Source organism: Streptosporangium sp. NPDC049248 (genome assembly GCF_040678965.1).
In the GTDB taxonomy this organism is placed as follows: Bacteria; Actinomycetota; Actinomycetes; order Streptosporangiales; family Streptosporangiaceae; genus Streptosporangium; species Streptosporangium fukuiense.
Genome location: NZ_JBFAQY010000007.1, coordinates 1 through 13,854, shown reverse-complemented (window position 1 = coordinate 13,854; position 13,854 = coordinate 1). Strand labels below are relative to the sequence as shown.

General features: G+C 70.0%; 13 protein-coding genes. 7 read left to right on the top strand and 6 right to left on the bottom strand.

Features of this window, described 5'->3' with window-relative positions; translation table 11 throughout:
* The first annotated feature begins 144 nt into the window (after positions 1-144).
* From AB0K21_RS15415 to AB0K21_RS15405, 3 genes are all read left to right on the top strand, one after another.
* Entirely contained in the window at positions 145-2,310 is a 2,166-nt protein-coding gene (locus tag AB0K21_RS15415) for a molybdopterin-dependent oxidoreductase (RefSeq protein ID WP_343980872.1), read from the top strand.
* A gap of 101 nt (positions 2,311-2,411) precedes the next feature.
* On the top strand, positions 2,412-2,966 hold the full coding sequence (locus tag AB0K21_RS15410) for an HD domain-containing protein (protein ID WP_245651701.1): 555 nt from the start codon (positions 2,412-2,414) through the stop codon (positions 2,964-2,966).
* Between the two features lie 89 nt (positions 2,967-3,055).
* Positions 3,056-3,922: a Rieske 2Fe-2S domain-containing protein gene (locus tag AB0K21_RS15405; RefSeq protein WP_343980868.1), complete on the top strand. Its 867-nt coding sequence runs from the start codon at positions 3,056-3,058 to the stop codon at positions 3,920-3,922.
* A 39-nt stretch (positions 3,923-3,961) separates the two neighbouring features.
* Here the strand turns inward: AB0K21_RS15405 and AB0K21_RS15400 are convergent, their stop codons facing one another.
* The 3 genes from AB0K21_RS15400 to AB0K21_RS15390 all read right to left on the bottom strand — a co-directional run bounded on the left by AB0K21_RS15400 (position 3,962) and on the right by AB0K21_RS15390 (position 5,899).
* A complete protein-coding gene (locus AB0K21_RS15400; RefSeq protein WP_030916880.1) occupies positions 3,962-4,189 on the bottom strand; it encodes a hypothetical protein in 228 nt (75 codons plus the stop codon).
* Between the two features lie 29 nt (positions 4,190-4,218).
* Positions 4,219-4,974 (bottom strand): sulfite exporter TauE/SafE family protein, encoded by a 756-nt coding sequence (locus tag AB0K21_RS15395; protein WP_343961876.1) that lies wholly within the window; start codon positions 4,972-4,974, stop codon positions 4,219-4,221.
* A gap of 130 nt (positions 4,975-5,104) precedes the next feature.
* Positions 5,105-5,899 (bottom strand): ABC transporter ATP-binding protein, encoded by a 795-nt coding sequence (locus AB0K21_RS15390; protein ID WP_343961859.1) that lies wholly within the window; start codon positions 5,897-5,899, stop codon positions 5,105-5,107.
* A 66-nt stretch (positions 5,900-5,965) separates the two neighbouring features.
* On the opposite strand from AB0K21_RS15390, the gene AB0K21_RS15385 reads away from it, so the two are divergent.
* Complete coding sequence (locus AB0K21_RS15385) at positions 5,966-6,685, top strand: hypothetical protein (protein WP_343961856.1); 720 nt, start codon at positions 5,966-5,968, stop codon at positions 6,683-6,685.
* 32 nt (positions 6,686-6,717) lie between these two features.
* Here AB0K21_RS15385 and AB0K21_RS15380 read toward each other — a convergent pair whose 3' ends face one another.
* Positions 6,718-9,168 (bottom strand): serine/threonine-protein kinase, encoded by a 2,451-nt coding sequence (locus tag AB0K21_RS15380; protein WP_364150350.1) that lies wholly within the window; start codon positions 9,166-9,168, stop codon positions 6,718-6,720.
* Positions 9,169-9,277: 109 nt separating this feature from the next.
* Here AB0K21_RS15380 and AB0K21_RS15375 point away from each other — a divergent pair, with 109 nt between their 5' ends.
* On the top strand, positions 9,278-9,997 hold the full coding sequence (locus AB0K21_RS15375; RefSeq protein WP_364150347.1) for a hypothetical protein: 720 nt from the start codon (positions 9,278-9,280) through the stop codon (positions 9,995-9,997).
* A 12-nt stretch (positions 9,998-10,009) separates the two neighbouring features.
* Here the strand turns inward: AB0K21_RS15375 and AB0K21_RS15370 are convergent, their stop codons facing one another.
* Both AB0K21_RS15370 and AB0K21_RS15365 read right to left on the bottom strand, forming a co-directional pair.
* Positions 10,010-10,648, bottom strand: a complete 639-nt coding sequence (locus tag AB0K21_RS15370; protein ID WP_343961849.1) for a response regulator transcription factor — start codon at positions 10,646-10,648, stop codon at positions 10,010-10,012.
* Positions 10,645-11,784, bottom strand: a complete 1,140-nt coding sequence (locus AB0K21_RS15365; RefSeq protein WP_343961847.1) for a GAF domain-containing sensor histidine kinase — start codon at positions 11,782-11,784, stop codon at positions 10,645-10,647. The genes AB0K21_RS15370 and AB0K21_RS15365 overlap by 4 nt, the downstream gene beginning before the upstream one ends.
* 480 nt (positions 11,785-12,264) lie before the next feature.
* Here AB0K21_RS15365 and AB0K21_RS15360 point away from each other — a divergent pair, with 480 nt between their 5' ends.
* Positions 12,265-12,810 (top strand): hypothetical protein, encoded by a 546-nt coding sequence (locus tag AB0K21_RS15360; protein ID WP_343961845.1) that lies wholly within the window; start codon positions 12,265-12,267, stop codon positions 12,808-12,810.
* A gap of 399 nt (positions 12,811-13,209) precedes the next feature.
* A complete protein-coding gene (locus tag AB0K21_RS15355; protein WP_343961843.1) occupies positions 13,210-13,767 on the top strand; it encodes a hypothetical protein in 558 nt (185 codons plus the stop codon).
* Positions 13,768-13,854 lie beyond the last annotated feature (87 nt).

Genomic DNA, 13,854 nt, shown 5'->3' with positions numbered 1-13,854 from the left:
TAGCGGTCCGTAGCGGGCCACCTGGGTTCCACCGGCCGTCCCGTCCTCCTGGCGGCACCGAAGCCCCCGAGTTCGCCCTCGGGGGCTTCCCCTCGCCCCGCCCTACGGCCATGATGAGTTCACTTGCCGAACTCAGGAGTGCCGATGAGAACAGCGCACCGGACCTGTCCCCTCTGCGAGGCCGTCTGCGGCCTCCGGCTCACCCTCGACGACACCGGGCACGTCACCTCGGTCAAGGGCGACCCGGACGACCCGTTCTCCAGGGGGTTCATCTGCCCCAAGGGGGCGAGCCTGGGCCGCCTCGACGAGGACCCGGACCGGCTGGGCGTCCCGATGATCCGGACGGGCGAGGCGTGGCGCGAGGCCTCCTGGGACGAGGCGTTCCGCACGGTCGAGGAGGGCCTGAAGGGCGTGATCGACGCACACGGCCGCCGGTCTCTGGCCGTCTACGTCGGCAACCCGTCCGCCCACTCCATGGCGGGCGCCCTGTACGGCACCCCTCTGATCCGCGCCCTCGGCACCCGCAACGTCTTCTCCGCGAGCACCGCGGACCAGATGCCCAAGCACGTCTCCTGCGGCCTGATGCTCGGCGACCCGCTGGCCATCGCGGTGCCCGACCTGGACCGCACCGACTACCTGCTGATGCTCGGCGCCAACCCGCTGGAGTCCAACGGCTCGCTCTGCACCGCCCCCGACTTCCCCGGCCGTCTCAAGGCGCTGCGCGGGCGCGGGGGCAGGCTCGTGGTCGTCGACCCGCGCCGCACCCGCACCGCCGCTCTGGCCGACGAGCACCTGTTCGTGCGGCCGGGCACCGACGCCTACCTGCTGTTCGGCATCGTCCGCACCCTCTTCGCCGAGGATCTGACCTCGGTGGGCGTCGAGGTCAACGGGCTGGACGAGGTCAGGCGGCTGGCGGAGGACTTCACCCCGGAGACCGTGGCCCCGATCTGCGGGGTGCCCGCCGCGGAGATCGTACGGCTGGCGCGCGAGCTGGCCGCGGCCCCGACCGCCGCCGTCTACGCCCGGATCGGCACCTGCACCGTCGAGTTCGGCACCGTCACGCAGTGGCTGGTCGACGTCGTCAACATCCTGACCGGCAACTTCGACCGCCCCGGCGGGGTCATGTTCGCGAAAACCGCAGTGGAGAACGGCCGCAGGAGCAAGCCGTACACCACGGGACGCTGGCACAGCCGCGTCCGCGGGCTGCCGGAGGCGAACGGTGAGCTCCCGGTGGCCACCCTCGCGGACGAGATCGAGACACCGGGCGAGGGGCAGGTCAGGGGGCTGGTCATGGTGGCCGGCAACCCGGTGCTGTCGGCGCCGGGCGGTCCCCGGCTGGACGCGGCCTTCCGCGACCTGGAGTTCATGGTCTGCGTGGACCCGTACCTGAACGAGACCACCAGGCACGCGAACGTCATCCTGCCGCCGCCCCGGGTGATGCAGTCGCCGCACTACGACCTGTCGCTGCTGTTCGTCGCGGTCCGCAACTACGCGAGGTTCTCCCCGCCGGTCCTGCCGCTGGAGCCGGGACGTCCCTCCGAGGCCGAGATCATGGCACGGCTGACGATGATCGCCTCTGGGCAGGGGGCGGGCGCCGACCCGGCCCTGCTCGACGAGCTGATCCTCGACCAGATGCTCCGCAAGGCGGTCGAGACGCCCGGCTCACCGATGGAGGGCGGGGACCCGGCCGAGCTGCGTGCCTCGCTGGACGGCGGCAGCGGAGCCGAGATGCGGCTGGACGCCATGCTCAGGCTCGGCCCCTACGGGCTCTCCCTGGCCACGCTCCTGGCGAATCCGCACGGCATCGACCTGGGCGCGCTGGAACCTCGGCTGACGGAGATCGTCCGTACCGCCTCCGGGCGGGTGGAGCTGGCCCCGCCGCGGCTGGTCGAGGACGTCGCGCGGCTGCGCGGGCGGCTGACCGTGCCCCCCGCGGAGATCGTGCTGATCGGCCGGCGCCACCTGCGCTCCAACAACAGCTGGCTGCACAACGTGGGCCCGCTGGTCGGCGGGACCAACCGGTGCACCCTGCAGATCAATCCGGACGACGTGAGCAGGTTCGGGCTGGGCGAGCACGCGGTGGTCCGTTCGGCGGCCGGCGAGCTGGTCGTACCGCTGGAGCCGACCGACACGATCATGCCGGGGGTGGTGAGCCTGCCCCACGGATGGGGACACGCGGGCACCTCGCAGCTGGTGGCCGCCAAGCACGCGGGGGTCAACGTGAACGCGCTGACAGACGATTCCATCGTGGACGTACCCTCGGGAAACGCCGTGTTCAACGGGGTTCCCGTCACACTCGGTCGGGCATGATCCCATGATCGCTCGGAAAAGGGGGATCGACGCGCATTAGGCTTGCGCGCGTGACCACCCCTTTAGCACAGGACCGTCTACACGCTCAGCTCACCTTCGCCATGGAGATCGACAAGCTCAGACGCATCGTCCGCCGCAACACCCTCATGGACGGGTCGCGGCGGGAGAACGACGCCGAGCATTCCTGGTACGTGGGCATGCTGGCGATGGTCTTGGCCGAACACGCGCCACCGGGCACCGACCTCGACAGGGTCGTCGCGATGCTGCTCGTCCACGACATCGTCGAGATCGACGCGGGAGACACCTTCATCTACGACGCCTCCGCCGTCGAGGCCCAGTTGGGCATCGAGCGCAAGGCCGCCGACCGGATCTTCGGGCTGCTCCCGGACGACCAGGCCGCGCGGTTGCGCGACCTCTGGGACGAGTTCGAGGAGCGCAGGACTCCCGAGGCCAAGTTCGCCAAGGCCCTCGACCGGATCGCGCCCATCATGGCCAATCACCACAATGAGGGCGGTACCTGGTCGCTCTACAAGGTGACGGCGGAACAGGTGCTGGAGAAGGTGAAAATCATCGAGGAGGGGTCGGCGACGCTGGGCGCCTACGCCACCGAGATCATCGCTCTCTCTGTCAGCCGAGGACATTTGGCGCGTGCATAACCCCGTTCCCGGGTAGGTCCCTATGGGTCGAGAGGGGGGCGATAGTGAAGGAAAGCGTCAAAACAGGGCGCCGAACTTTTAAGCGTCTGGTGCCCGGGGTCGAGTTCACCGAGCGGATCGAGCGGTCGCCCAGGGCCGATCGGCCGATCCGCATACTCGCCAAGGCCGTACGCCGAAGGATCGGCCCCGGCCTGCTCCGTGACCTGCTGCACGGGGTACCGCTCGGCAAACCGCTCCATCCACCGCTCGCCAACCTCAGCCTGGGCCTCTGGGCGGCGACCGCGGTGCTCGACGTGACCCGCTCGGATCCACGCGCGTCGCAACTGCTGGTCGCGGGCGGACTCGCCACCGCCACCCCGGCGGTGGCCGCGGGCATCGTCGACTGGTCCGCGCTCCACCGCGAGCAGCAGCGGGTGGGGTTCGTGCACGCGATCGCCAACCTGGCCTCCCTCGGGCTCTACGCCGGATCGCTGGTGTTCCGGATGACCGGGCGCGACCGGACCGGTCGGCTGCTGTCGTTCGTCGGGCTGGGTGCCGCGAGCATGGGCGGCTACCTCGGCGGCCACCTCGCCTACCGGCAGGCGGCCGGGTCCAACCACGCCGAGTCCGTCGCCCACCTGGTCCCGCTGGGCTGGCACGACCTGTGCGAGATCGGCGATCTGCCCGACGGACGTCCGGTGACGCGGCGGCTCGGCTACATCGACCTGTTCGTGCTCCGGGTCGGGGGCAGCGTCACGGTCCTCGCCGACCAGTGCGCCCACCTGGCCGGGCCGCTCCACCAGGGGCGCCTGATCTCCGAGGAGGGCACCGCCTGCGTGGTCTGCCCGTGGCACGGAAGCACCTTCAGACTTTCCGACGGTGCCGTCGTACACGGCCCGGCCACCGCCCCCCAGCCGTCCTTCGAGACCCGGATCCGCCGCGACGGCGTGCTCCAGGTCCGTCCCGCCCAGGTATGACGGACCACCTCACCCGGGCGCGACGCCGGCCTGTTCGGATTAAGCGGACTTGCCGTCGGCGGGGTGTTCCACCAGGGCGAGGATCCGGCTGGACATGAACCGGGCGGTGCGCACGGCCGTTCCGCTCCGGGTGACCTCGCTCACCTCGACGACACCGCCGCGTGCGTTGGCCACCTCAACCCGGCGTCCTGCTCTGGTGGCGCTGACCTCGTAGGTACGGGAACTGTCTCCTGCGTCGATGACAACCTCGACCTTGTCACCTTTCATACCTAATTGGTACCCACTAGTAGGCAGGTTCACCCGTACACCAGTTTGACTATCGCCACCACACCGATGCAGACGATGAACCAGCGCAACACCGGAGCGGGCAGCTTCCTGCCGATCTTCGCCCCGAGGAAACCGCCGATCGCGGCGCCCAGCGCGACCATCAGCACCGCCAGCCAGTCGATCTCCGCGATCAGGATGAACAGCGCCGCGGCGGACATGTTGATCAGCAGCGAGAGCACGTTCTTGGCCGCGTTGATCCGTTGCAGGCCGTCGTCGAGGAAACTGCCGAGCAACCCGATGAGCAGCACGCCCTGCGCGGCGCCGAAGTAGCCGCCGTAGATGCCGCAGGCGAAGACACCGACCCAGAGCCAGGGGCCACCGTGCGGCTGGGCGTGCTCCCGCCGGGCGCTCAACCACCTGTTGAGTCTCGGCTGGGCGATCACCAGCACGCACGCCACGCCGATCAGGACGGGTACCACGATGTTGAACGTCTCCGCGGGGAGATAGAGCAGGAGCACCCCGCCGATCACCGCACTGACGATCGTCGGAATTCCCAGCCGGATCAGCCGCTGGCGCTGCCCCTTCAACTCCGCCCGGTAGCCGAGCGCGCCGGTCAGCGAGCCCGGGACCAGGCCGACACTGTTGCAGACGTTGGCGACGACCGGCGGCATCCCCAGCGCGACCATGGTCGGAAACGTGATCAGAGATCCGGAGCCGACAACGGCGTTGATGCCTCCGGCTCCGATACCGGCCACGAAGATCGCGGCCGCCTCCCACGGTGTCATGAACTCCCCTTCGCTGGTGAGGCTCGCGCCCATGACGAGGTGCACGGCACTTACCGGATGCTAGGAGGAGCCCGGCAGCCGTCTCGCAGCAGGGGTATGCTTTACCGGTTTTTGGACAACCGAAATAGGTTCAGAACTGGTGCGCCCGCGCGTACCACCGGCCGTCCCGCCCCTGATCCAGGCTGAGCGGGACGCTGAAGGTGTGCGACAGGTTCTCCGCCGTCATCACCTGCTCGATCGGCCCCTGGGCCACCACGGAGCCGTGCCGGAGCAGCAGCGCGTGGGTGAACCCGCTGGGCACCTCCTCCACGTGGTGGGTGACCAGCACCATGGTCGGCGCCTTCGGATCGTGCGCGAACGTCGCCAGGCGGCGGACCAGGTCCTCACGCCCGCCCAGGTCCAGGCCGGCGGCGGGCTCGTCCAGCAGCAGCAGCTCCGGGTTCGGCATGAGCGCGCGGGCGATCTGGACCCGCTTGCGCTCTCCCTCGGACAACGTGTTGAACCGGCGCCGGATCAGGTGGGCGCATCCGAACTGGTCGATCAGCTCGACGGCACGCGTGACGTCGTGGGAGTCGTACTCCTCCGTCCAGCGGCCGAGGATGGCGTACGAGGCCGTGAGCACCAGGTCGATGACCTTCTCCTCCGGCGGCACCTTCTCCGCCAGCGAGGCGCTCGCGAGCCCGATGCGGGGCCGCAGTTCGAAGACGTCGCTCTGGCCGAGCCGCTCGCCCAGAATCTCCACGATGCCCTCGGTGGGGAACAGCATCGCCCCGACCACCTGCAGCAACGTCGTCTTCCCCGCGCCGTTGGGACCGATGACGACCCACCGCTCGTCCTCGTGAACGGTCCAGTCGATCTCCCGCAGCAGGGCCGCCCCGTCCCTGCGGACGGTGACGTCCTGTAGCCGAAGCACCTGACCGCCCATCCCCTACGCCTCCTTGTGAATCGCTGGAACAAAACCTATTGCAGGGTGAGCGCATATCGTGGATCGGTGCACCCTGATTCACCGATCTCGGCCACCCTGGTCTGCTGGGGCAACGCCTGGCTTGCCGGACAGGTCGGCCTCGACGAGGCCGCCGACCGCGTGGAACGACAGGCCGGCCCCCAACTCGTCGCCGCGGAAAGCGGCGACCTTCCCCTCCGCGGGTTCCTCGCCGACCTGCGGATCGAGGGTATGAAGTCGCTGCGACTGGCCCTGCCCGTCCCGGGCGACCCGCTCGGACTCACCGGACCGCCCCCCTTCAACTCCGCGGCCATCGAGGCCGGACAGGCGGCGACAGCCGTGCTCGGTGACAGATGCCTTGGCCTGGTCCCGGTAAAGGACCACCGCGGGTCATCGTACGCCGGGGTTCGCTGGAGCGTGCTGGAGGCCCGGGCCGTGGCACCTGATCTGCCCTCTCTCGCCGAGGCGGAGCACGAGCTGACCCGCGCGATGCGCGTGGCCACCGACGCCCTGCTCGGCGTGGAGGGTCCGGCCCAGGGCCACCGGCAGCTGAGAGTCGTCGATGACGGCCTGGCTCCCGGCTACCCCGCCCGCGCCCATCGGGTCGCCGCCCTGGCCGCCCGTCTCTCCGCGGTGCTCCGCATAGCCGACGAGCGGGGGCTCACCTCGGGCCAGCTCGCCGTACGCGCCGAGGCCCTGCGTGAGCTCGATCGCGCGGTGCGCCGGGCCCGGGTGGTCGCCCACCACGCCATCACCGAGCTGGTCTGAGGACCTGCTCCGAGGGCCTGTCACGGGACGGGTCACCGGCCGGAGGTCAGCTTCCAGAGCTTGACGGTGCGATCCTTGCCCGCCGAGACGGCCACCATGCGGTCGTCGACGGTCATGACGGCGACCGAGTAGACCCCGCCCTTGTGTGCCTTGATCGCCTTGCCCAGGGGTTTGCCCTCGGCCGGGTCCCAGAGCCGGACGGTCCCGTCCGTGCTGCCCGACACCAGCACGGTGCGCCCGTCCACCGTGCCGAACGCCAGGGAGTAGACGTTGCCTCCGTGACCCTTGAGCGGCTTGCCGATGGTCTTGGAGGTCTTCGGGTCCCAGATCCTGATCTTCTTGTCCTTGCCGCCCGAGGCGATCACGGTGCGGTCGCCCAGCTTGCCGAAGGCCACCGAGAAGACCCGCCCGCTGTGCCCCCGGTAGACCTTGCCGTACCGCTTCCTGGTGACGAGGTCCCAGATCCTCAGCGTCCTGTCGGCACTGGCGGACACGACGACGGAGCGCTTTCCGATCTTGCCGAAGGCGAGCCAGTTGACGTCGTCGCGGTGCGCGGAGACGACTCTGAGCAATCTGCGGCTCTTCAGGTTCCAGAAGCGGAGCGTGCCGTCACCGTCCCCGGTGATGGCGACCGGTGAGCCGTTCACCACGCCCGCCGCGGCGGAGAAGACCGCGATGGGGTGATGCCCGAGAACCCTGCTCTTGCGGGTCTTCAGGTTCCACAGGCGGACGGAGTGGTCGTAGCCGCCGGTCACCGCGTACGGCGTGCCGCCGAAGGTGACGGTGGCGACCGCGTAGACCTCGCCCCGATGGCCGCGGAGCCGGTGGAGCCTCTTGTGCTCGGCGGGGTCCCAGATCCCGAGCGAACCGTCCTGGCTGCCCGAGACCACCGTGGGCCTGCCCTTGACCTCGACCTTGGCGAGGGACTGTACGGCCTTGCTGTGCCCCTTGAGCGCCTTGCCGTCCTGACCGTCGAAGAGCACCGCGGCGGGCGGCATGGCGAGCGGCTCGGACGGCTCGGACGGCTCGGAGGCCGGCGCCGTCGTGAGGCTCTCCGCGGGGCCCGGGGGCAGGGCCTGCGAGGCGGCCGTGGAGGGCGGCGTGGCGGGAGTCGAGGGCGACGGCCTCCGCGTGCCGTCATCGGGACCCGGGGAGCTCGCCGTGGTGTCGCTCCGCATGCTCGGCACCGCCACCAGCACGGCGGTGGCCAGGGCCAGGGCTCCCACGAGCACCCCGGCGACGAGGGCGGCCCGTCTGCGCCGCGTCCCGTGCTCGCCGGGCGCTGCGGGTACCGGTTCACCGAAAAGGTCCGGGTGCCGCGGCGGTGGCGGGGGGTACGCCCCCTGCGGGGACGCGGCCTGCCGGCCGACGGGCGTCAGGTTGCCCGGGTAGCGCGCGGGTCCCGCCGGGGAGGCGAAGGGGACGGCCGCGGGCGGAGGAGCGGCCGGGGAGGTGCCCGCCCTGCCGCCCGGAGCGTGGCCGCGGGCCGCGCCGGACTCCCCCTGATCCGCCCCTGACGGCCGCACCCACAACGTCTCGGGAGCGGGCGGCGAAGGCGCGGGCGAGGCGGCGGGTGGAGGTTGTGGAGGCTCGGGAGCGGATGCCTCCTCCGACTGGGTGTCCAGAAGCGCGAACAGCACCTCGGAGGCGCTGGGCCGTTCCTCGGCCTGCTTGCTGAGGCACGAGGTGACGATCGGCCGCAGGGTGTCGGGGAGTTCGGACAGGTCGGGGTCCTCGTTCATCACCCTGTAGATGACCGCGGGCACGCTGTCCTGGCCGAACGCGGGCCGCCCGGTCGCGGCGAACACCATCGTCAACGCCCAGCTGAACATGTCGGAGGAGGGCTCGACCCGGTGCCCGGACACCTGTTCCGGCGACATGTAGGCGGGGGTGCCGACCACTCCGCTCGTCACGGTCATCGCCGAGTCGAGGGCCCTGGCGATGCCGAAGTCGATCACGCGGGGTCCGTCGGGACCGAGCAGCACGTTGCTGGGCTTGAAATCGCGGTGCACGATGCCCGCCCGGTGGATGGCGGCCAGCGCGGTCACGGTGCCGACCGCGAGCCGGTGGAGCACGTTGCCGCCGCGGGGGCCCTCGGCCTGCACGACCCGCTGCAGGGAGACCCCCTCCACCAGCTCGCTCACGATGTAGGGGCGGTCACCGTCCATGTGGGCGCCCAGCACCTGGGCGGTGCAGAACGGCGCCACCCGGCGGGCGGCGGAGACCTCGCGGAGGAACCGGTCGCCGTCCATGCCGGTGTCACTCAGCCTGGGGTGGAGCAGCTTGATCGCCACCATCCCCCCGTCGGGCCCCCGGCCCGCGTAGACCACCCCCTGCGCCCCCTCGCCGAGGCGGCCGAGCAGCCGGTAGTCGCCCAGTGACTCCGGGTCCTCCCTGCGCAACGGGTTCGTATCCGGCACCTGAGCCTCCCCGCCGTCCAGCCTGAGAACCGCCGCCACCCCCGAGTCACCAAAGATACGCAAATAACTAATTTTCAGGTAGATCATTCACGCTTCCGGCGTGTCCTTCTTAAGTCATAATCTTCGAAACAAATGGTGACCACGGTCACCCCTAGCTCGTGCGGAGACGCCCATGCGCCGAAGCTTCGGCACGCTCCTAGGTCTCAGCCTCATCACTCCGCTCGCGATCGCCCCCAGCGCCTCGGCCGCCACCGCGAACACGCAGTTCCCGGCTTCCCCCAGGGCCCTGGCGGCGACCTGGACGGACGTCTCGGCCGCGGCCCCGTCGGCGGCGAGTCTGGACAGGCCCTGGTCCGCTTTCAAGGTCTCGATTAAAGCCCCAAAACGGGTCAGAAGCGGCCAAGAGTTCATGTATACGATCAAAATCACCAATCGGGGACCGCAGAAGGCCGACTACTTCTACGTAGGCGGGACCCTCCTGCCGAAAGGCATCAGCAAGACCGTCTACTACAAGGGCCCGAAAGGCACCGACTGCGACTTCTACACCGACGGCTTCTGGTGCGTGACGCCGTGGATCCTCGGCAAGGGCGACTCGGAGACAGTGCGCATCTGGGTCAAGCTCAACAAGCGGACCAGGGGCACCGCGGTCGCCAAGCTCGGCGCCGACACCTGGAACGTCCCGACCGGAGGCGCGGACCTCAGCCGCGACGAGTGGAAGCGGCTGGCCTTCCCCCACTGGTACTACCTCAAGACGGTGAAAACCAAGATCGTCCACCCCACACCGCCCAAACCCAAGCGCAGTGGGGGCGGAAAGTACACACCGCCACCGCCGCCGCCTCCCCCGCCACCGCCCCCGCCGCCGGGACGGCGTGAGGAGAAGAAGGACACCTGACCTCGCAGCCGGTCAGGCCAGGCCGTTCCGCACCGCGTAGAGGGCGGCCTGGGTCCTGTCCTGCACGCCCAGCTTCATCAGCACGTTGGAGACGTGGGTCTTCACGGTCTTCTCCGCCACGGTGAGCCGTCTGGCGATCTCCCGGTTGGAACGGCCCGACGCGATCAGCGCGAGCACCTCGCGCTCCCGTTCGGTCAACGACGCCACCCGCCTGTCCTCCGGCGTGGCCGGAAAGGGCCCGGAGAGGGAGAGCATCGCCTCCGCGGCCTCGGGGGCGAGCAGCACCTGGCCGCCGTGCACCGCCCGGATCGCGTGCACGAGCGCCGCCGGTTCGATGTCCTTGTACAGAAAGCCCGCCGCGCCCGCCCGGATCGCCGGGGCCACGTCCTCCCGGTCGCTGACCGAGGTCAGCACGAGCACCCGCGGCGACAGTCCGCGCTCCCCCAGCAGGAGCAGCGCGCCGAGCCCGTCGAGGACCGGCATCTTCAGGTCGAGCAGCAGCACGTCCGGGGCGAGGGTCTCCACCAGGGCGACCGCCTCGGCGCCGTCGGCGGCCTCGCCGACCACGTCGAGGTCCCCCTGGAGGTCCAGGAAGGTACGCAGCCCCTGCCGGACGACCGGATGGTCGTCGGCGATCAGGACGCGGATCACGCCGGCACCTCCATCCGGACGAGCGTGCCGCACCCCGGCTCCGACCTCACCTGCACGTTGCCGCCGACGGCCTCCGCCCGATCGCCCATCGAGGCGATGCCCAGCCCCCGTCCCACGGCGGCGGCCACCTCGAATCCCGTCCCGTCGTCGCTCACCTCCAGAAACACGCGCCCGCCCTCGCAACCCAGCCGTACGCCGACGGCACGCGCCTTCGAATGCCTGGAGGCGTTGTGCAGCGCCTCCTGGGCCACCCGCAGCACGACCGCCTCGATCTCGGGTTCGAGGTCGCACACCGGAGCCTCCTCGAACGAGAACGAGGCCGGGTGGAGCCGGTCGAGCAGGCGGACGTGCTTGCGGAGCGTCTCGGCCAGGCCGTGCCGGTCGAGTTCGGCCGGCCGGAGCTCGACGATCACCGCCCGCAGTTCGGCCAGCGCCTCTCCCGCCAGCCGTTCCACCCGGTCGAGCTCCCGCACCGCCCGTACGGGGTCGCCGGCGACCAGCGACGCCGCGGCCCGCGCGGTGAGGCGCAGCGAGAACAGCTTCTGGGTCACCGCGTCGTGCAGTTCCCTGGCCATCCGGGTGCGCTCCTCCACCAGCGTGAGCTCCCGGCTCCGCTCGTACAGGCGGGCGTTGGTGAGGGCGAGCGCGGCGTGCGCGGCGAACATGGTGAGCAGCCGCTGGTCGGCCTCGGTGAAGCCGCCCGGGGCCCGCTTGTTGGACAGGAAGATGATGCCGAGCACCTCGTCCCCGTCGAGGATCGGCACGCCGAGGAAGTCCTTGAGCACCGGGTGGGCACGGGGCCAGGATTCGAACCGGGGGTCCCTGCGGATGTCGGGAAGCCTGACCGACACGCCCTCGCGCAGCATGGCGCCGAGCATGCCGTGCTGGCGGGGCGTGGGCCCGATCGCGTCCCACTCCTCGTCGGAGATGCCCTCGGCGACGAACTCGGCGAACGCCCCCTGGTCGTCGGGCACCCCCAGCGCGGCGTAGCGGGCGTCCAGCAGCCGCCCCGCCGACCGCACGATGACGCCGAGCACCTCCCGGACCGACAGATGCCTGGTCACCGCGAGGACGGCCGAGCTCACCGCGTGCAGCACGGCGTCCAGGTCCTCACTCTCGGAACTCTCGGAACTCACGGAACGACTCTAGACCCGGCCCGATGAGAGCTCGGAGCCACCGTTCGGCGGCGGCGTGCGAGGGAGCGGGCACGGCTCGATCCGTCACACGCTCGCTCACACCCACGTACCGGATGGTTCAGGGCATGGACACGCCGGGCGGGCCGGCACACCATACGAACGGAGGGGACCAATGCCGGTCATCAAGGTGAAGCGGCACTCCGCTGCAACCGGCGTCCGCTCGGCTGCTCGGCGCGGACATCGACAATCCCGCGCTGACCGAACTGCTCAACGGTTCCGAACCGGCCGTCCCGTCGAGGACGCGGCGCCGCGGGACCGGGTGAGAGAGGCGAGGACCGGGCCTCGGCGGAGACCCCGAGGCGTCGTCCGACCGCTCACCGTTCGGTCGGCCAGTCAGTCACAAGGAATCCACAAGTGGGCTCCCGCATGCTGATCGCAGTACCCAACGGGGGATCACCGAATTCCGAGTGGAGTAAAGAAATGCGCCGGCACCTGACCGCCTTCGCCGCCATCGCCCTGGCGGGAGGCATGCTGCTCACCCCTGGAACCGCTAACGCCGCGGCTCCCCGGATCACCGCCCCGCAGGGGGCGGTCCAGGCCGACAAGCCGCTCGCGCCGCTGAAGCTGACCGTCACCTACCCTCGCAGGGCCTGGGCGGGTGACTCGTACGTCTACACGCTCACGACCAAGAACGTGGGCAAGTGGTACACCGACATCGCCTACATCGGCGGCTACCTTCCCTCGCAGGTCTCCAAGGTCCGCATCATCCGCAAGCCCGCCGGGTCGTACTGCGAGATCTCCGGCCGCGAGGTGGGCTGCCTGCTCGACACCCTGAACCCCGGGAAGACGGCCACCATCAAGGTCAGGGTCTGGTTGAGGAACAGCGCCAGGGGCACCGCGACCGCCAATTTCGGCTCGGCCTCGATCGACGTCCCCGCGGGTGGGCTCGGCACCTTCGACATCCACGGCATCGACGTCGGCAGCGACGTCAAGTACGTGCGGGTGAAGACCCGGGTGCTCCGCTAGCCGGCCGATCGTTCCGCGCGTGTCACCGTCCCCTGAGGTCAAGGACGCGGCACGCGCGGATGGATTCGACCCGTTTTATACCCTGAAGTCCCTTTTCTGGATTTCCAGAAAAGGGACTTCTTCGCGATTCGGGTTCCGCACGGAACCCGGATCTCCACCCGGCGCGGGGTCCCGGTCCTTCCCGGGCTCAGGTCGTACCCGGGCCCGGCTCCCGCCAGGCGGGCCGGGAGGCGCGGTCACCACGCGCTTCGTGCCCCGCTCAACCCGACATCACGCCAGGCGTTCCACTAAATACATAATTGAATATTGATTTCTCCTCACATCTATATGTGTGATAAAACGCTGGAACTTTATGGGACGTTCCAGGCGTCCCCCAACCCTTCAGCTGGGAGACGTTTGATGCGCCACCCGATCTCCAGGATCGTCGCCCTTGCTCTGGTCGCCCCGCTGGCCGGTGGCATGCTGCTCGCCGCTCCCGCCTCGGCCGCCTCCACGCAGGCGCCCGCGGCGACGGTCAAGTCCGCGGCCGAACCGTTCTCCTCCTTCGCGGTCACGGTTTCCGCGCCGAAGAAGGCGAAGGCCGGCGGAAAGATCACTTACCGGATCAAGGCCGTCAACAAGGGTCCCTACGAGGCCGACGCCTTCTACATGGGCGGCCTGCTGCCCAAGGGTTCCAAGGCCACCGCGGTCTCCGCGCCCAAGGGCACGGAATGCGGCAACTACGAAGACGGTTTCTGGTGCTTCACCCCCTACGCCCTTGATATCGATGACTTCCAGGTCATCACGATCACGGTGAAGCTCGGCAAGAAGTCGGGGCGGACCGCCGAGGCCATCCTGGGCGTGGACACCTACGACCTCCAGACCGGCGCAGAGAACCTCTCCCGGGACGAGCTGGAGCGTCTGGGCACCAAGGGCTGGTACTTCGTGAAGAAGGTCAAGACCAAGATCGTGCGCTGACCGGGCCCGACGAGAAGGCGAGGAGCCCCGGCCTGTGACAGGCCGGGATGAACGGAGGCGCGGTCGGGCGGGGGCGCGGAACCCGCT